Annotated in this window: 16 protein-coding genes; 8 read left to right on the forward strand and 8 right to left on the reverse strand. The window is 64.7% G+C overall.

The window, feature by feature from the left end; genetic code table 11:
* Position 1 precedes the first annotated feature (1 nt).
* The 3 genes from DID98_RS00140 to DID98_RS00150 are packed head-to-tail and all read left to right on the forward strand — an operon-like array spanning position 2 to position 3,304.
* Positions 2-847 (forward strand): branched-chain amino acid ABC transporter permease, encoded by an 846-nt coding sequence (locus tag DID98_RS00140; protein ID WP_124569958.1) that lies wholly within the window; start codon positions 2-4, stop codon positions 845-847.
* The gene (locus tag DID98_RS00145) at positions 825-2,600 is read left to right on the forward strand and encodes an ABC transporter permease subunit (protein ID WP_124569960.1); all 1,776 of its coding nucleotides are present in this window, start codon (positions 825-827) and stop codon (positions 2,598-2,600) included. Before DID98_RS00140 ends, DID98_RS00145 begins: the two co-directional genes overlap by 23 nt.
* Complete coding sequence (locus tag DID98_RS00150) at positions 2,597-3,304, forward strand: ABC transporter ATP-binding protein (RefSeq protein WP_260426177.1); 708 nt, start codon at positions 2,597-2,599, stop codon at positions 3,302-3,304. The genes DID98_RS00145 and DID98_RS00150 overlap by 4 nt, the downstream gene beginning before the upstream one ends.
* A gap of 63 nt (positions 3,305-3,367) precedes the next feature.
* On the opposite strand, the gene DID98_RS00155 is transcribed toward DID98_RS00150, so the two are convergent.
* Positions 3,368-4,105: a helix-turn-helix transcriptional regulator gene (locus tag DID98_RS00155; RefSeq protein ID WP_260426176.1), complete on the reverse strand. Its 738-nt coding sequence runs from the start codon at positions 4,103-4,105 to the stop codon at positions 3,368-3,370.
* 459 nt (positions 4,106-4,564) lie between these two features.
* Between DID98_RS00155 and DID98_RS00160 the strand changes: the two genes are divergently transcribed.
* Positions 4,565-5,623 (forward strand): porin, encoded by a 1,059-nt coding sequence (locus DID98_RS00160; protein ID WP_260426175.1) that lies wholly within the window; start codon positions 4,565-4,567, stop codon positions 5,621-5,623.
* A gap of 215 nt (positions 5,624-5,838) precedes the next feature.
* On the opposite strand, the gene DID98_RS00165 is transcribed toward DID98_RS00160, so the two are convergent.
* The 6 genes from DID98_RS00165 to DID98_RS00190 are packed head-to-tail and all read right to left on the reverse strand — an operon-like array spanning position 5,839 to position 11,594.
* Positions 5,839-7,218, reverse strand: a complete 1,380-nt coding sequence (locus DID98_RS00165) for an MFS transporter (RefSeq protein WP_124569962.1) — start codon at positions 7,216-7,218, stop codon at positions 5,839-5,841.
* Positions 7,215-7,934 carry an ABC transporter ATP-binding protein gene (locus tag DID98_RS00170; protein WP_124569964.1) on the reverse strand — a complete coding sequence of 240 codons (720 nt, stop codon included), beginning with the start codon at positions 7,932-7,934 and terminating at the stop codon, positions 7,215-7,217. Before DID98_RS00170 ends, DID98_RS00165 begins: the two co-directional genes overlap by 4 nt.
* Positions 7,931-8,713 carry an ABC transporter ATP-binding protein gene (locus DID98_RS00175; protein WP_124569966.1) on the reverse strand — a complete coding sequence of 261 codons (783 nt, stop codon included), beginning with the start codon at positions 8,711-8,713 and terminating at the stop codon, positions 7,931-7,933. The genes DID98_RS00170 and DID98_RS00175 overlap by 4 nt, the downstream gene beginning before the upstream one ends.
* Entirely contained in the window at positions 8,710-9,597 is an 888-nt protein-coding gene (locus DID98_RS00180) for a branched-chain amino acid ABC transporter permease (protein WP_124569968.1), read from the reverse strand. The genes DID98_RS00175 and DID98_RS00180 overlap by 4 nt, the downstream gene beginning before the upstream one ends.
* The gene (locus DID98_RS00185) at positions 9,590-10,483 is read right to left on the reverse strand and encodes a branched-chain amino acid ABC transporter permease (protein ID WP_124519425.1); all 894 of its coding nucleotides are present in this window, start codon (positions 10,481-10,483) and stop codon (positions 9,590-9,592) included. Before DID98_RS00185 ends, DID98_RS00180 begins: the two co-directional genes overlap by 8 nt.
* A gap of 16 nt (positions 10,484-10,499) precedes the next feature.
* Positions 10,500-11,594 (reverse strand): ABC transporter substrate-binding protein, encoded by a 1,095-nt coding sequence (locus DID98_RS00190; protein ID WP_124484776.1) that lies wholly within the window; start codon positions 11,592-11,594, stop codon positions 10,500-10,502.
* Between the two features lie 306 nt (positions 11,595-11,900).
* Here DID98_RS00190 and DID98_RS00195 point away from each other — a divergent pair, with 306 nt between their 5' ends.
* The 4 genes from DID98_RS00195 to DID98_RS00210 all read left to right on the forward strand — a co-directional run bounded on the left by DID98_RS00195 (position 11,901) and on the right by DID98_RS00210 (position 15,080).
* Positions 11,901-12,248 (forward strand): RidA family protein, encoded by a 348-nt coding sequence (locus DID98_RS00195; protein WP_124569970.1) that lies wholly within the window; start codon positions 11,901-11,903, stop codon positions 12,246-12,248.
* A 12-nt stretch (positions 12,249-12,260) separates the two neighbouring features.
* On the forward strand, positions 12,261-13,505 hold the full coding sequence (locus tag DID98_RS00200) for a D-amino acid dehydrogenase (RefSeq protein ID WP_124484778.1): 1,245 nt from the start codon (positions 12,261-12,263) through the stop codon (positions 13,503-13,505).
* On the forward strand, positions 13,502-14,293 hold the full coding sequence (locus DID98_RS00205; protein WP_124569972.1) for an aspartate/glutamate racemase family protein: 792 nt from the start codon (positions 13,502-13,504) through the stop codon (positions 14,291-14,293). The genes DID98_RS00200 and DID98_RS00205 overlap by 4 nt, the downstream gene beginning before the upstream one ends.
* Positions 14,294-14,375: 82 nt before the next feature.
* Positions 14,376-15,080, forward strand: coding sequence for a GntR family transcriptional regulator (locus DID98_RS00210; RefSeq protein ID WP_124484780.1), 705 nt, complete (start codon positions 14,376-14,378; stop codon positions 15,078-15,080).
* Positions 15,081-15,190: 110 nt separating this feature from the next.
* On the opposite strand, the gene DID98_RS00215 is transcribed toward DID98_RS00210, so the two are convergent.
* Positions 15,191-15,955, reverse strand: coding sequence for a class II aldolase and adducin N-terminal domain-containing protein (locus DID98_RS00215; RefSeq protein ID WP_260428022.1), 765 nt, complete (start codon positions 15,953-15,955; stop codon positions 15,191-15,193).
* Between the last annotated feature and the right edge of the window lie 6 nt (positions 15,956-15,961).

Here is a 15,961-nt window from a genome sequence, read left to right on the forward strand (position 1 = left end):
CATGCTGCTTTCCCATCTTCTCAATCTCGGATACGCATGCGCGGCCCTCGCGCTCACGACGATAGGTCTGGCAATCGTGTTCGGGCTGCTGGGCGTGTTGAACATGGCACACGGCGAGTTCATCATGCTGGGCGCGTATTCGGTGGTCGTCGTGCAGCGTCTCGGGTTACCCGCCTTGCTTGCCATACCTTTGGCGATCGTCGTATGCGCTGCTGTCGGATGGATCGTCGAGCGCCTGCTGGTTCGCCCTTTGTATGAGCGGCCATTCGACACCTTGCTCGCAACCTGGGGCGTTTCGATCCTACTGCGCGAAGGCGTGGTCGCATTGTTCGGAAAGGGTTACCAGGACGTGACGGGTGCGGATGGCAAATCGATGGATGTCCTTGGCACCCAGTATCCGGCATTCCGGCTCGCGATGATGCTCGCGGTGGGCCTGGCATTCGCGGGGCTCGCCGCATGGTACAGCCGCAGCCAGACGGGCGCGCGGATTCGAGGCATGGTCGCGAATCCGCTTCTTGCCAAGGCAGCCGGCATCAATACTGCCCGACTGGCCAGCGGCACGTTCATTACGGGTGTGGTGCTGGCCGGGTTGGCGGGGGTGCTTCTCGCACCGATCGTACGGGTCGAGCCATACATGGGCCTCGACTATCTGCTCAATTCGTTTTTCGTGCTCGTTGTCGGTGGCCTGGGCAGCCTGCTCGGTCTCGCGGTAGGCACGTTCGTCATCGGAGGGACGCAGGTCGCGGTGTCGAGTTTCATCGATCAGACGTCGGGCTATACCGCTGTCCTGATCCTGTCCATCTATTTCTTGTGGAGTCGCCCAAATGGCCTCGTCTCGCGCCGTTGAAACGGCCATCCAGGTTGTCACGGCGGCGATTCTTCTCAGCCTGCCGCGGTGGGCCGGTGATTACAGCGCAAACCAGATCGGGCTTCTGTTGCTGTATGGAATGGCCTCGCAAAGCGTTGCTTTGTGCTGGGGGAATGCGGGCTTCTTGCCGCTGGGCCAAAGCCTGTTTTTCGGGCTGGGTGCGTATGTCAGCGCCTTTGTATTGCGCTGCGCCGCCGCGGCCGGTGGCGAATGGCAGATCATTATGCTTCCGCTTGCAATTGCAGTACCGGCGGCCCTGGCCTATGCAATCGGATTGATCGTCTTTGCGCGCCGGATCGACAGTGGGCCGTTCTTTTCGTTGATTACCCTTGCGCTTTGCATGTTGGGGTTTCTGGTCGCCAATCAATGGAGCAGCGTAACCGGCGGCTTCAATGGGTTGACCGATATCCCCGATCTGCCGATGACCGACAGGTATGGAAGCCTGTATTACGTGATCGCCGCGGCTGCGGTTGTCGTCACGGCGCTGATCACCTGGTTGAACCGCAGACCGATCGGGACGCTCTGGGCCGCCACTTCAGAGAACGAAGATCGCCTCCAGTTCTTTGGATTCGCGACACACAAACTGAAGGCTGCCGCTTTTGGCCTATCGGGCGCGATCGCAGGTTTGGGGGGCGCGCTGTATGCGCCTCATGAGGGCCTCGTCGGTCCTCAGGCGGTCGGCGTGGCGTTGTCAGCGCAGTTTGTCATCTGGGCGGCCGTCGGGGGAAAGCGCAGTCCGTTGGGCGCGCAACTCGGTGCCGTCGTGATCGGACTGCTCGCAGCGACCTGGCGTGATCTGTTTACCTATTGGGAAGTGCTGGTTGCGCTGATTTTCATCGGTGTGGTGCGGCTGTTTCCCGATGGCCTGGCCGGCATGGCCGCTGCGCTTGCCCGAATTGCGGGTCTGCGAGTCGCGAACACGATTCCGGAGAAACGGGCCGATGCGCCCGACATCGCTACGATTGACATACGACCGCTTCAATCCACGCTGCTCAGTTTCAGGAAGGTGGAAGTCAGCCAGGGTAGCGTCAACATTCTCAACGGGCTCGATCTCGAGGTGGGAGCCGGGGTCATCAATTGTTTCATTGGCCCCAATGGCGCCGGGAAGACGTCGACGTTCAATGCAATGACGGGCCGCTTGCCAGTCCGTTCAGGCGAAATCCACTTTCGCGGGGCCGAGATTTCGTCCTCTCAGGCCTGGCAGGTCGCCCGACTGGGAGTCGGCCGCAAGTTTCAGATTCCCACGGTTTTCGCCCAGTTGTCCGTCGACAAGAATCTTCAGATCGCCCTGTGGGCGAATCGGATCCGTCCTCGAGAGATGCTGACTGCGGCGCCCCTGCATTGGAATTCGGTTCAACGCGTCCGCACGCTTGGAAAATTCGGGTTTCTTGAATCGAATATGGCTGTTCGTGCGGGAGATCTTTCTCAAGGGATGCGCCAGATGCTGGAGTTCGCGATGGTGGCCATCACCGAGCCGCGTCTTTTGCTCCTCGACGAGCCGTGCGCGGGCCTCTCGGCGCACGAAACCCGTCACATGATGGACGCGATCACGTCGACCGTCGGCGAACTGGAGGCGTCAGCCATCGTGATCGAGCATGACATGAGCGCGCTCGAAAAGATCGCCGGCAACGTGGTGGTGCTTCATCAGGGAAGAAGCCTCGCGGTCGGGTCTCTGTCGCAGATCAAGATGTCGACAGAGGTCAAGGCTGTCTACTCAGGAGGAAGAAAATGAGCGAACGCCAGCGAGAAGCCATGTTGAGCTTTTCGTCGATCGTCGCCGGCTATGGTGACACGATGGTGCTCAAAGGGATCAGCGGCGAGGTGGCTGCGGGTAACGTCCTGGGTGTATTCGGCCGCAATGGTGTGGGCAAGTCGACGCTGATGCGCGCTTTGACGGGCGTCATCCGGCCCATGTCCGGTGCCGTAACCGTCAACGGGGGTGAAGTCGGCAAAGTGCCGTCGCATCAGCGACGACGTTTGGGGATGAGCTACGCGCCGCAGGAACGGGTTGTCTTTGACAATTTGAGCGTCGCAGACAACCTGACACTCGGATTCAAGACAAGAAGCCTGGACGCATACGACGACTTGTTCCGGATCTTCCCGCGTCTGCAAGAGCGGTTGTTGCAGCCGGCTGGAAAGCTGAGCGGTGGTGAAAAGAAGTTGCTTTCCTTCGCCAGAATCATCGCGGAGCGTTCGCCTCTCACGCTGATCGACGAGCCGTCGGAAGGGGTTCAGCAGGAGAACCTGGAGCGCATGGCGTCTGTTATCCGGTCTCGGACCGCAGAAGGAGCGGCGTTCGTGGTTGTCGAACAGAATCTGACGTTTCTAACTTCGATCGCCGACAATTTCATCGGTTTGGATCATGGAGAGATCGTGCTGTCGGGCGACTCGATCGATATGTCTCGCGACCAGCTCGAAGCCGTATTGGCGGTTTAGTCTTCCGTATCAAACGATTCGTCGCGTCGCGTGCACCTGATCGTCGATCGTGCCGTTCGACACTCATGACGGCGCGGTCGTTCTAGCCGCGGCGACGGAAGCAGCAAGCTCCGCGCGGTTGGAGAATCCCTTCTTGTCCATGATCCGCCGCAAATGGGTGCGCACGGTCGACAAGCTGATGCAGAGCAGGCGGCCGATATCCTGATCGGTACAACCCTTCGCGACAAGTTGCGCGATCTCGCTCTCACGGTCGGTGAGACCCGTTGCACTACCTGCCCGACGTTTGATGGCGCGGCAAAGGAACGGCTCGAGCGCATCGAGCACGAGTTTGTCGCGCATCTCGAATTCAGGTCGATCCTGTGTCCGCCAGATTCTCAGATCGCTGAGCTGGCGCTCGCCGTCGAAAACAAACATGTTGATCCCGTGATGCAAACCATCCTGTGCGAGAAACTCGTTATAGAACTCACTTTTCTCTAGTGCAGGTCGGTCCATGACCTCCTCCACCAAGGTGGCTTTGCGCATCTTGCAGAGCTGCGCCGTCATCGGGTCATTGTGCTGGTACCAGCTCGTGTAGCGGCGCACATGATCGGAGTCGACGTTGACCGCGATCGGGTCGACGTATGTTCCTTTTTCTGCATCCCAGTTGTACGAGACGCAGAAATCGGATCGCAGCAGCCGGGTCAAGTCTGGCAAAACGACGCGTCTTACATCCACCATCGGCCCGAGCTCTTCGAGCCGTCCGATGATGTCCCCGAAAAGTCGGAGTTCGTCGAGCGTGAGGTCGTGAACTGGTGGCTTCAAGGGTGCCTCATCGGTAGGAAGAATCAAGAGACAGCATGCGCGGCAGCCTTGAAAGACAGGCTCGCATTACACGTCAAGCATAGCAGGGAAAAAATGCTGATCGGCAACGAAACTTCGCTTCCTCTACCTGTTCGTTGCATTCATGTCTCAGCTGGATCCACGGCATACCTACAGATCAAAAAGGGACGCTCGCCGGGGCCTTCGAATTTCGTGAGCGAGGGGGGAGGCCAGGGAATTCGTGTCGACATTTCTAACGATGGGGCTCAAAAAAAGCTGCTCATAGAGTAGACGCACAGTGGGAAGCGGACGTGCTGAGACTGTTCGTTGTAGTGAGGCAAGCTGCAGGATTACCCGGAGACGCCTGCCCATTGACCAAACGATTCCGATGCATTTCCAGCGGGACGTTTTCCTCAGTCATTCTCGTCAACGAAAACTACGCTACAAAATTAGGAAAGCGATATGAATATGGTCATCAAGCGAAGCATGGTTGTCTGCGCCGCGGTTGGGTGCGGCGCGGCACATGCGCAGTCCTCAGTGACGCTGTACGGGCTGGTGGATGCGGGCATTACGTACACGAACAATGCGACGTCGAGCACCGGACATGGCGCGCTCGTGCAGTTTGCGTCCGGGTCGTCGCAGGGAGATCGGTGGGGGCTGACGGGTAAAGAGGACCTGGGGGGCGGGCTCAAGGCGATCTTCACGCTCGAAAGTGGCTTTCAACTTTCCAACGGGGCCTTGGCGCAGAGCGGGCTGTTGTTCAATCGAGCAGCCTTCGTGGGCCTTGACGGGCGCTTCGGGACGCTGACGCTCGGGCGGCAATACGACTTCATCGGCGATATTTTCCCGGCGTACTCGATCGCAGGAAACACGGCAGCGGGCATCCTGGGGTGGGGAATCCCGGCGTATGCGGCTGGCGGGTATACGCTTGATAACCGACTGTGGGGCGATAACGTCAATAACTCGGTGAAGTATCTCTCGCCAAAGATTTCGGGTTTCAGTGCCGGCGCCATGTATGGTTTCGGCAATGTCGCCGGCTCGTTGGGCACCAATAGCTCGATGAATTTTCTGCTGAACTACAGTCAAGGTGGGCTCGCCGCATCGCTGTCGTATTTCAAGCAGCATAACGCGACAAACTCCGCGAATTTGACGGAATACGCAGGCGGTGCAACTTACAGTCTCGGGAAAGCCCAGATATTCGGCGTAGTGACCGATGTCCAGTTGAGCAGCGGCACCAAAGCTCGGGCGCTGACCTATGACGGTGGCATGACTTACTTTGTCAGGCCAGATCTTTCGCTTGGAGCAGGGTTCCAGTTTCAAGAGCGCAATAACGGGGTCGGCAGCGCGAATCAGGTCACCATCGGGGCGGATTACTTCATTTCCAAACGCACGGACGTTTATTTCGTTGGGGCGCTCGCGCATGATCATGCACACGGCGCTCAAATCGAAGCAGCGCTCGGGTCGCCGTCCAGCACGAGTTTTCAGACTGCGGCGAGAATTGGCATTCGGCACAAGTTCTAACTGTTGCGGGGTAAGACCGATGGCGAACTGGAGCTTCACCAATCTGTTGGGGAAGGGGCACAGTCCAGAGTGTTGTCGGATGCAGAGAAGCTCGAGCCACTGCTTACGCAGTGTCTAGTGTGTTGCATCGACCGGTTGAATCCACCATCCCTTGCGGCCAGTCGCTGTGTGCATGATGTCCTCGCTGTCATGAAGAAGGGCGGCCCGCGGGGGCGTCAACCCGGGTCGATGCGTCTGAACACGATCGCGAAGCCGGCCAGGTAGACGCTCGCGATCACGGCGAAACCGGCCGCGGTCGAGCGCTCCGGGCTGGCGATCGCGTGCAGCACGACCGACGCGATCGCAACGCCGACCAGCGAGCCGATCTGCCGGCTCGCGTTCAGCGATGCGGCGGCCAGATTCGCGTCCGCGGGGCCGGCCGACTGCATGACGACGAGATTCATCGCGGGGATGGCCTGGCCCGCGCCGAGGTTCGCGATGCCGACCGCGATCGCGAGCGCCGTGTAGGGCAGCTCCTCGATGCCGATCAGCGCGGCGCTGCCGAGCGTGGCGAGCGCGAGGCCCGCAAGCAGCGTGCCGCGCGGGCCGAGCCGCGCGCTCACGCGGGCGGACGCGAGATTGCCGATGCCGAACATCGCCATCAGCGGAAACAGCTCGAAGCCGGCGCGCAGCGCGCTCGCGCCGCGCGTCTGCTGCAGGTAAAGGCTCAGCAGGAAGATTTCCGCGAGGATGCCGAAATTGATCGCGAGCCCGAGCAGTCCGCCCGCGACGAAGCGCCGGTTGCGCAGCAGCGCGGGCGGCAGGATCCGGTCGCGGGCGCGACGTTCGCGCCACACGAATGCCGCGCCGGCGGCAAACGTCGCGGCCGCGCCGGCGACGATGGCGGGCGAGCGCCAGCCGGTGCCCGGCCCCTCGATCAGCGTATAGCTGAGCGCCGCGAGCGCGAGCGCGCCGAGCAGATGGCCGATCGTGTTCAGCGGGCCGGGATGGCGCGGCGAATGCTCGACATGGCGGCACGTGAGCCACAGTCCGGCGAGCCCGACAGGCAGGTTGACCCAGAAGATCCCGCGCCAGCCGATCGCGTCGACGAGCACGCCGCCGATGCACGGCCCGATCGCCATCGCCGCCGATACGAGCGCCCCCCAGATGCCGATCATCCGCGTGCGCACCGGCCCGGCCGGAAACGCCAGCGTGAGCAGGCTGAGCGAGCTTGGCATGAAGAGCGCGGCACCCACGCCCTGCAGCAGCCGCGCGGCGACGAGCATGCCGCTCGTCTGCGCGGCCGCGCAAAGCACCGACGCGGCGACGAACAGCGCGAGCCCGGCGACATAGATCGCACGCGACCCGTAACGGTTCGCGAGCGCGCCGCCGAACAGCAGCAGCGCGGCGAAGCTGAGCGTATAGGCGTCGACGACCCAGACGAGCGCGGTCAGCGACATGTCGAGGCTCCCCTGCATCGCCTTCAGCGCGACGTTCACGATGGTCACGTCGAGCATCGCCATCACGAAGCCGCAGGCAAGCGCGACCAGCACGTGTGCCGGCCGCGCGGCAGGCGCGCCGGTCGCGCCGGCTGCGGGCGCGGCGTTCGTGCTCATGCCGCGCGCCCACCGAGATAGAGGCGCCGCATCTCGTCGCTGTCGAGCAGCTCGGCCGAGGTGCCCGTCAGCGCGACGCGACCCATCGTCAGCACCACGCCGCGATCGGCGATGTGCAGCGCCTCGATCGCGTTCTGTTCGACCACCAGCACCGCGACGTGCTCGGTATCGCGCATCCGTACGATCGCGTCGAACACCTCGTCGACCATTTTCGGCGACAGGCCGGCCGACGGCTCGTCGAGCAACAGCAGCACCGGGCGCGGCATCAGCGCGCGCGCGAGCGACACGATCTGCCGCTCGCCGCCGGACAGCGCGCCCGCGGGCGACCGATAGCGGCGCCGCAGGACGGGGTATTGCTCGCACAGCTCCTCGATCCGCGTTTCGCGAGGGAACGCGGACATCGCGTGGCCGCCGAGCATCAGGTTCTCGCGCACCGTCAGCGCGCCGAACACGTTGTCGGTCTGCGGGACGAAGCCGATGTCGTGTTCGCGGATCTTGCGGTGTACCGGCACGCGCGCGATGTCGCGGCCATGCATCGTGACCGTGCCGGCGCGGGGCGGCACGAAGCCGGCGATCGCCTTGAGGAGCGTCGATTTCCCGCAGCCGTTCGGGCCGAGGATCGTGACGATGTCGACCGGCCCGACGGACAGCGATACGCCGTGCAGGATGTCGATGTCGGCCGTGTAGCCGGCGACCAGGTCGCGAACTTCGATCATGACGCCCCCATCAGATGGCGCGCATGGGCCCGGCCCAGGTAGGCATCGAGCACGCGCCGGTTGCTTTCGAGTTCGGCGGGACGACAGTCGGCGATCGCGGCGCCGCGATCGAGCACGATGCAGCGGTCGCACAGCTCGCGGATGAAGTGCATGTCGTGCTCGATCACGACCAGCGTGACGCCCAGTCCGCGGATGCGGCGCAGCTCGGCGACCAGTTCGCCGCGCAGGTTGGGGTGAACGCCCGCGGTCGGTTCGTCGAGCAGCAGCAGCTTCGGCTCGGTCATCATCGCGCACGCGATGCCAAGCAGTTTCTTCTGGCCGCCGGAGATCGCCGCGGCGCCCAGTTGGGCGACGTGCGCGAGCTTCAGTTCCTCGAGTAGCGCGGTGGCGCGAGCGCGCGTCGCGGCTTCCAGCGTGCGTGTCGCGCGGCTGCGCAGCAGTGCCGCAATGGGGCCGTGGCGGGCCGACGACGCGGCCATCGCCAGTTCGAGCACCGACATGCGCGCGGGCATCGACGGCAACTGGAACGTCCGGCGGATGCCGAGCCGTGCGATCCGGTACGGCGCAAGCGTGTCGATGCGACGCCCGGCGAAGCGGATCGCGCCGGCCGCGACGGGCGCGAAGCCCGTGATCGCATTGAGTGCCGTGCTCTTGCCCGAGCCGTTCGGCCCGAGCAGTCCGACGATCTCGCCGTCGCCGACGGCGAGCGAGAGGCAGGACAGCACCGCGTTGTCGCCATAGCGGATCGTGACGCCTTCAAGGTCGAGCAGGGCGCTCATGGGCGAACCTCCAGCCGTTCCGGCACGAGGCCGCGCGGGCGCCACAGCACGCATGCGAGCAGCATCAGGCCGACGAGGCCGAGGCGCACCGCACCCGCGAGATCGCTGCCGACGCCGAGCCAGTCCTTCAGGAACGGCGCGAACGCGTAAACCGCCTGAACGATGAGCGCGCCGGCCAGCACGCCGGCGTGGCTGCCGAGCCCGCCGACCATGACGATGGTCCACAGCGCGAAGGTTTCCGACGCCACCATCGCATCCGGGCCGACGTAGCTGATGTACCAGGTGAGAAGCGCGCCCGCGAACGCCGCGGGCAGCGCGCCCGCGACGCTCGCCCAGGTCTTCAGCGCGACCGGGTCGTAGCCGAAGCAGACGGCGAGCGCGGGCTCCTCGCGCATCACCTTCAGCGCGCGACCGAAGCGGCCGGTGGTCAGCAGCCGGCATGCGGCGCAGGCGACGGCGAGGCCGCCGGCCGAGACGGCGAGGAACGCGAGATCGGCCCACGGCGCGCGCAGCCCGGGAAAGAGCGGCGCGATGCCGCCGATACCCTGCGCACCGCCCGTCAGCCAGCCCTCGTTCAGCGCGAACGTGCGCAGGATCTCGGCGATCGCGAGCGTCGCGATGCCCCAATAGTCGGCCGACAGATGTCGGCCGAGCCGCGCGATCGAGACGGCCAGCACGCTCGCCGCGCCCGCCGCGAGCGCCACGGCGGCCGGCAGCGGCCAGCCGAGCTGCGAAGCGATGCCGGCGGCGTAGGCACCGAGCCCCGCGAACGCAACGAAGCCGAAATTGACGAGCCCTGCGTAGCCTGCCTGCAGGTTCAGGCCGAGCGCCATCGTCGCGTACAGGCACGTGACGGTCAGCAGATGGACGATGAAACTAGACACGACGCACCTCCCCGTCGAAGATTCCATACGGCCGGAACACGAGCACGACGAGCAGGATGGCGAACGACACCGCGCCGACGTATTCGACCGGAAAGAAAGCGACCGGCCGCCCGACCAGCCCGCCGAAGTCGACATCGAGCGCGGTCGTCTCGGCAAGCGCGATCAGGAATGCGCCGGCCGCCGCGCCGAGCGGATTGCCGAGACCGCCAAGGATCGCGGCGGAAAACACCGGGATCAGCAGCCCGTAGCCGAGGTTGACGTGCACGCTTTCAGTCGCGCCGAGCATCGTGCCGCCGAGCGCCGCGAGCACGCCGCTCGCGAACGTGATCACGTTGGTCACGCGCCGCGCATCGATGCCCGTCGCGAGCGCGAGCGCGCGATTCGACGCGAGCGCACGCATCGCACGGCCGAGGCGGGTGCGGTACAGCAGCAGCGCGAAAACGGCGAGCGCGACGCAACCGCACGCGATCGAACCCGCCTGCGCGGGCGACATCGCGACGCCTCCGACCATCAGTGGCGGGCGCACCGCCTGCGCGTACTGCAGCGGCCGCGAGCCGGCGGTGCCGAGCATCAGCGCGACGGCGAGCAGCGAAACGGCGAGCGAGCCGATCATCGCGACCGCGCTGCCGGAGCGCAGCAGGCGCGTGAACACGAACAGGTTCAGCAGCGTCGCGGCAAGGCCGACCAGCGCGCACGACACGGCGGTCGCAAGCGGGAACGGCATGCCGATGCGCTCGAACCCGAGGGTCGCGAACGCGCCGACCATCGCGTACTGGACGTGTGCGATGTTCGGGAAGCGAATCAGCGAGTACAGCGTCGACAGGCCGACGGATACCAGCAACAAGTCGGACGTGCGCATCAGGACATCGATCAGGAACTGCAGCATCGCGTGCTCCCGGTGGCTACTGGGCGACGACGGATTGCCGGTACACGACCTTCTCGTACGGCTGCACGAGCCGCTGGCCGTCGGCATCGAAGGCGATCGTGCCCGTCACACCGTCATAGGGCTGGCTGGCCGCGAGTTCCGCACGCACCTTCGCTGGATCGGCCGAGTGCGCGCGGTTGATTGCCGCCGCGGACAGCATCGTGGCGTCGTACGCGTAGCTGCCGAACGCCGAGCGCGGCGCCTCGTGATACGCGGCGCGATAGGCCGCCGCGTACGCGGCGGCGCTCCCGCCGAGCGCCGCGACCTCCAGGCCGATCTGCCCCTGGGCGATCTGGGCGGGCGTGTCGCTCGTGCACATCGTCAGGTAGATGCCGTACCACGGCCGCTGGTTGAGGCGCATTTCGAACGCCTGCCGGTTCAGCGTCGCGGCTTCCTGCCCGTACGCGCTGTACACGTAGCCGTCGGGCTGCGCGCGCGACGCCTGTTCCAGTTCGCGCCGGTAGGTCGACTGGCCTTCCGTGTAGAGAACCGTCGAGACGATCGTGCCGCCGAGTGCCTCGAAACGCTTCCTGAACTCGGTTGCGATGCCCTGGCCGTAACCGTTGTTCGGCGCGATCAGTGCGATGCGCCGCAGCTTGCGGTCGTACACGTCCTGCGCGGCGAAGCGCGCGGACTGGTCGTCGAGCCCGATCGTGCTGAACGAGCCCGCGCCGATCTTGCGGACCTGCTGGCTCGACGAACCGATGTTGACGTGCACGTCGCCCTGGCGCACGAGGAATTGTCCGATCGGGATCGTCACCGACGACGAAAATTCGCCGAGCACGAGCGGCACGCGCTCGACGGTCGCCAGCTTGCGTGCGGCGTCGAGCGCCGTGTTGGCCGTGCCGCCCGAATCCTCGATCCGTACCTGCAGCTTCTGCCCGAGCACGCCGCCTTGCGCGTTGATCTTCGCGACCGCGAGCTCGATGCCGCGCCGCTGGTCCTCGCCGATCGACGCGCTCGCGCCTGTCAGCGGCAACACGGCGCCGACGCTCACGTCGGCGTACGCAGGAAATGTTGTCCACGCGCCGAGCGCGACGCAGATCCCGAGACTCCAGCAACCCAGCTTCATTTTTGCGCTCCTGAACATGCGTTGAATTGCGTTTGAAATACAGAAGTGTCGACAGAATCACAGAACAAAAATCGTTGGCAAACATTTTTTGGACGAATGTTGCGAGGTCCGTAAAGTGCCTTGGAATGAACAAGAAAATGCCTTGTTTTAGCGCACTAGACGCACAACAAGAGCGACTGTAAACACCAGCGACGGGCAGATGCGCCAGATTGGGTCAATGTCGAATCTTTTCGAAAAAAGTGTATACAGTGATGAATATGGATGCTTAGAATTCAACCGACTCGACACGGAAACGGAGGCAGTGCGATGGACATCAAGCGCTATGGCGCGGGGGAACGGATGAGCCAGCTCGTGGTGGCGGGCGGCTTCGCGTTCATTGCCGGACAGGTGGCCGATGACACCGCGCTCGACGTCGCCGGCCAGACACGCCAGATCCTCGACAAGATCGACCGGCTGCTCGACGGCGCGGGGCTCGACAAGCGCCGGATCGTGTCCGCGAGTATCTGGCTGGCCGATCACCGGAGCTTTGCCGACATGAACCGGGTCTGGGATGCATGGGTGGCGCAGGGCGATGCGCCGGCGCGCGCATGCGTGGAATCGACGCTCGCGCTTCCCGAGTACACGGTCGAAATCGCGGCGATCGCTGCGCTCTAGCGGAGACGAGTCATGAGGACGGTCGTGCTCGGAGGCGGCATCGTCGGTGTGACGACCGCGTACTTTCTCGCGAAGGCCGGCGACGAGGTCGTGGTGGTCGACCGGCGCGACGGCGTCGCGCTCGAGACGAGCTTCGCGAACGCGGGACTGATCGCGCCGGGGCATTCCTATACGTGGGCATCCCCGCGGGCGCCGAAGATCCTGCTCAAGTCGCTGTTTTCGGACGGGCAGGCGTTGCGTCTCAAATGGTCGCCGGACTGGCGGATGTGGGCGTGGTGTCGCCTGTTCCTGCGGAACTGCACGGCGGAGCGCTCGCGCAGGAACACGTCGATCAAGGTGCGGCTGTGCCGCTATGCGCAGCAGCAGCTCCAGTCGGCGACCCGCGACGAGGCCCTCGCGTACGACCGGATCAGCAGCGGTTTGCTGTACCTGTACCGGGATCCCGCATCGTTCGAGCGCGGCGTCGCGAACATGCGGATTCTGTCCGACAACGGCCTGCCGCTCGAGACGCTCGATTTGCGCGCGGTGATCGAGCGCGAGCCCGCGCTCGCCGGCGCGGCGGACGCGATTGCCGGTGCGATCTACTGTCCGTCCGACGAGAGCGGCGATGCGCACCTGTTCACCCGGGCGCTCGCCGAACGCTGCCGCGCGCTCGGCGTCGAGTTCCGTTTCGGCGCAACGATCGACGGCGTGCGCGCGCATGCGGATGCGGTGGACTACGTGCAGACGTCGCAGGGCCGCGTGAGCGGCGACCGCTATGTGCTCGCGCTCGGCTCGTACTCGCCGTTCGTCGCGCGCGCGCTCGGCTACCGATTGCCGATCTATCCGGTGAAAGGCTATTCGGTCACGCTGCCGATCGATGCACGCCACGAGCCGCCGACGCTCGGCGGCGTCGAGGAAAACCAGCTCGTCGCGTGGGCGCGGTTCGGCGATCGGCTGCGCCTGACCGCGACAGCCGAATTCAGCGGCTACGACACGACCCACACGCCCGCGGACTTCGCGCACATGCTGGCGACCGCGCGGGCGCTGTTTCCGAACGGCGCCGACTACACGAAGCCGTCGTACTGGGCGGGGTTGCGGCCGATGACGCCGGAAGGCACGCCGATCATCGGTGCGACCCGCCATCGCAATCTCTTTCTCAACACCGGGCACGGCCACATGGGCTGGACGATGTCGTGCGGTACCGCGAAGATCGTCGCCGACCTGATCCACGGCCGGCAGCCCGACATCGACATTACCGGGATGACACTCCAGTGAGCGAACTTCTTTCGACCCCAGTGCAGCATGGCGCCGGTTCGTACGCGCGCTTCGGCTTCTCGCTCGATGCGGGCATCGCGCGCCGCGCGGCGATCGGGCTCGTCGTGCTCGCGACCGACCATACGATCGAATACGAATGGCGGCGCGTGCTCGCGCTCGACGGCGTCGCGTTCTACGAGAGCCGGATCGCGAACTCCGCCGACATCACCGCGGAGACGCTCGCGCGGATGGACGGCGGGATCGCGGCGGCCGTCGAGTTGATCCGCCCCGGCGAACGTCTCGACGTGGTCGCGTTCGGCTGCACGTCCGCGTCGACGGTGCTCGGCGAGGAGCGCGTGTTCGAGCGGATTCGCGAAGCGCGGCCGGGCGTGGCGTGCACGACGCCGATCACCGCGGCACGGGTCGCGCTGGGCGCGCTGGGTGCGCGCGGCGTTGCGCTTCTCACGCCGTACGAGCGCCCGATCAACGAAGCCATGGCCGCCTACCTGCGCGCGCGCGGCGTCGACGTCGTCAGGGCGGGTTCGTTCGAGCATCGCGACGACAACGAGGTGGCACGGATCGACCGCGCTTCCATCGAGCGCGCGGTGCTGGCGCTGGCCGCCGATCCGGCGGTGGATGCGGTGTTCGTGTCGTGCACGAGTCTTAGGCTAGTCGACGCGCTCGCGGAGATCGAGGCGCGCGCCGGCAAGCCGGTCCTGTCGAGCAATCACGCGCTCGCGTGGCATGCGCTGCGGCTCGCGGGCGTCGACGATCCGGTGGCGGGCTTCGGACGCCTGTTGATGCAATGACGCGGGCAGAAGCACCCGAAGCGTCCGCAGGCCGGTCCATGGTCGATAATGACGGTCGCCGACAGACGAAGGAGGAGGCGAGATGGCAGCGAATTCCGTGCTTGGCGGCCGCGAGGCTATGGCGCCCAGGCGCGCGGGCCTTACGGTCAACGAGATTTACGAGCAGTTGAAGCAGATGGCCGTGCTGTACAAGATCCGGCCGGGCGAGCGGGTCAACGAGCTTGAACTGGCGGAACGGTTCGACGTCAGCCGCACGCCGATCCGGGAAGCACTGAACCGTCTCGTCGCGGAGAACCTGCTGGTCTTCGTGCCGAATCGCGGATTCTTCATCCGCCAACTGGAAGGGAAAGACGTGTTCGATCTCTTTGAGCTGAGGCGTTCGATCGAGTCGACCGCGGTGATGCTCGCGTGCGAACGGGCGTCCGACAACGACATCAAGACACTGCGCCGCTTCTGGCGGCAGGTGATGAAGAGCGCATCGCGGATGCCGTCGTCGGAGCTCGTCCTGAAGGACGAACTGTTTCACCTGGAGCTTGCAGCGCTGTCGGGCAATGCGGAGATCGGGCGCGTACTGCAGGGAATCAACGCGCGGATTCACTACGTGCGATGGGTCGACGTCGATCAACGGCGCGACGAGGCCTTCACCGAGCACCTGGAGATCCTGGACGCGCTCGCCGCGCGCGACACCGAACGGTGCGTTGCGTTGACCGACACGCACATCCGCTGGCGGATGGAGGAAATCACGCGGGTCGTGGAAGCGAGCGTCGTCAAGCTGTACGCGAAATAACGGGCGGTCCGCGACGCACACGCGCATCGCGGGGCCGCACCGACGAGACGCAAGGCAAAGGAGGACGGGGCGCGGATCTTCAACCGCAACCTCCGGCGCAGCCCTTCCGGTCACTCGCGATAAGACGGTTCCTCGACGTCGAGAATCCGCTTCATCTCGTCGAAATGAGCGATCGAGAAATCGCGGAAACGTTCCCAGTCCCGAGCCGTTTTCTCGGCCACTTCGTCGGACAGCACGTTGATCGGCTTGCCCGTCGCATATGCGTTGACGAGGATCTGGCAGGCGCGTTCGAGCGTGTACATGTCGTCGAAGGCTTCGCCGACCGTCGGCGCCGTCACCAGCACGCCGTGGTTGCCCATCATCAGGCGCGATTTGTCTTTCAGCAGCGCCACGAGGCGCGCGCCCTCGTCTTCGGTGTCGGCCATGCCGGAGAACGCCGTATCGAGCGCGACGCGATTGAAATAACGTGCGGTATTTTGTTCGATCGGCAGGATGGTCGGATCGCTCAGCGTAGAGATCGCGGTGGCGAACACCGGGTGCAGGTGCATCGCCACGCGCACGTGCGGCAAGCGCTTGTGCAACTGACCGTGGATCGCCCACGCGGTCGGATCGATTCTGCCGTTCTGAAGACTCGACGGATCGTCGGCATCGAGCAGGACCAGATCGCTCGCACGGATGCGCGAGAAGTGCATCCATTTGGGGTTCATCAGGAAGCGGCAGCCGTCGTCGGAAACGGCGAGGCTGAAGTGGTTCGCGACCGCTTCATGCATGCCCAAGCGGGCGAAAGAGCGGAAGGCGGCCGCGAGATCGATGCGAAGCTGGAGTTCGTTCATGGGAAAGATCGGTAGAGAAGGGCGCCGAACGTGCAGGTGCAAGTGAAG

Origin of the sequence: Burkholderia sp. Bp8984 (genome assembly GCF_003853755.1) — a bacterium.
In the GTDB taxonomy this organism is placed as follows: domain Bacteria; phylum Pseudomonadota; class Gammaproteobacteria; order Burkholderiales; family Burkholderiaceae; genus Burkholderia.

What these genes read in the sequence shown, in the direction of transcription:
- DID98_RS00140 (WP_124569958.1), top strand. Translation starts at nt 2, where the DNA reads ATGCTGCTTTCCCATCTTCTCAATCTCGGATACGCATGCGCGGCCCTC.
- DID98_RS00145 (WP_124569960.1), top strand. Translation starts at nt 825, where the DNA reads ATGGCCTCGTCTCGCGCCGTTGAAACGGCCATCCAGGTTGTCACGGCG.
- DID98_RS00150 (WP_260426177.1), top strand. Translation starts at nt 2,597, where the DNA reads ATGAGCGAACGCCAGCGAGAAGCCATGTTGAGCTTTTCGTCGATCGTC.
- DID98_RS00160 (WP_260426175.1), top strand. Translation starts at nt 4,565, where the DNA reads ATGAATATGGTCATCAAGCGAAGCATGGTTGTCTGCGCCGCGGTTGGG.
- DID98_RS00165 (WP_124569962.1), bottom strand. Translation starts at nt 7,218, where the DNA reads ATGAGCACGAACGCCGCGCCCGCAGCCGGCGCGACCGGCGCGCCTGCC.
- DID98_RS00170 (WP_124569964.1), bottom strand. Translation starts at nt 7,934, where the DNA reads ATGATCGAAGTTCGCGACCTGGTCGCCGGCTACACGGCCGACATCGAC.
- DID98_RS00175 (WP_124569966.1), bottom strand. Translation starts at nt 8,713, where the DNA reads ATGAGCGCCCTGCTCGACCTTGAAGGCGTCACGATCCGCTATGGCGAC.
- DID98_RS00185 (WP_124519425.1), bottom strand. Translation starts at nt 10,483, where the DNA reads ATGCTGCAGTTCCTGATCGATGTCCTGATGCGCACGTCCGACTTGTTG.
- DID98_RS00190 (WP_124484776.1), bottom strand. Translation starts at nt 11,594, where the DNA reads ATGAAGCTGGGTTGCTGGAGTCTCGGGATCTGCGTCGCGCTCGGCGCG.
- DID98_RS00195 (WP_124569970.1), top strand. Translation starts at nt 11,901, where the DNA reads ATGGACATCAAGCGCTATGGCGCGGGGGAACGGATGAGCCAGCTCGTG.
- DID98_RS00200 (WP_124484778.1), top strand. Translation starts at nt 12,261, where the DNA reads ATGAGGACGGTCGTGCTCGGAGGCGGCATCGTCGGTGTGACGACCGCG.
- DID98_RS00210 (WP_124484780.1), top strand. Translation starts at nt 14,376, where the DNA reads ATGGCAGCGAATTCCGTGCTTGGCGGCCGCGAGGCTATGGCGCCCAGG.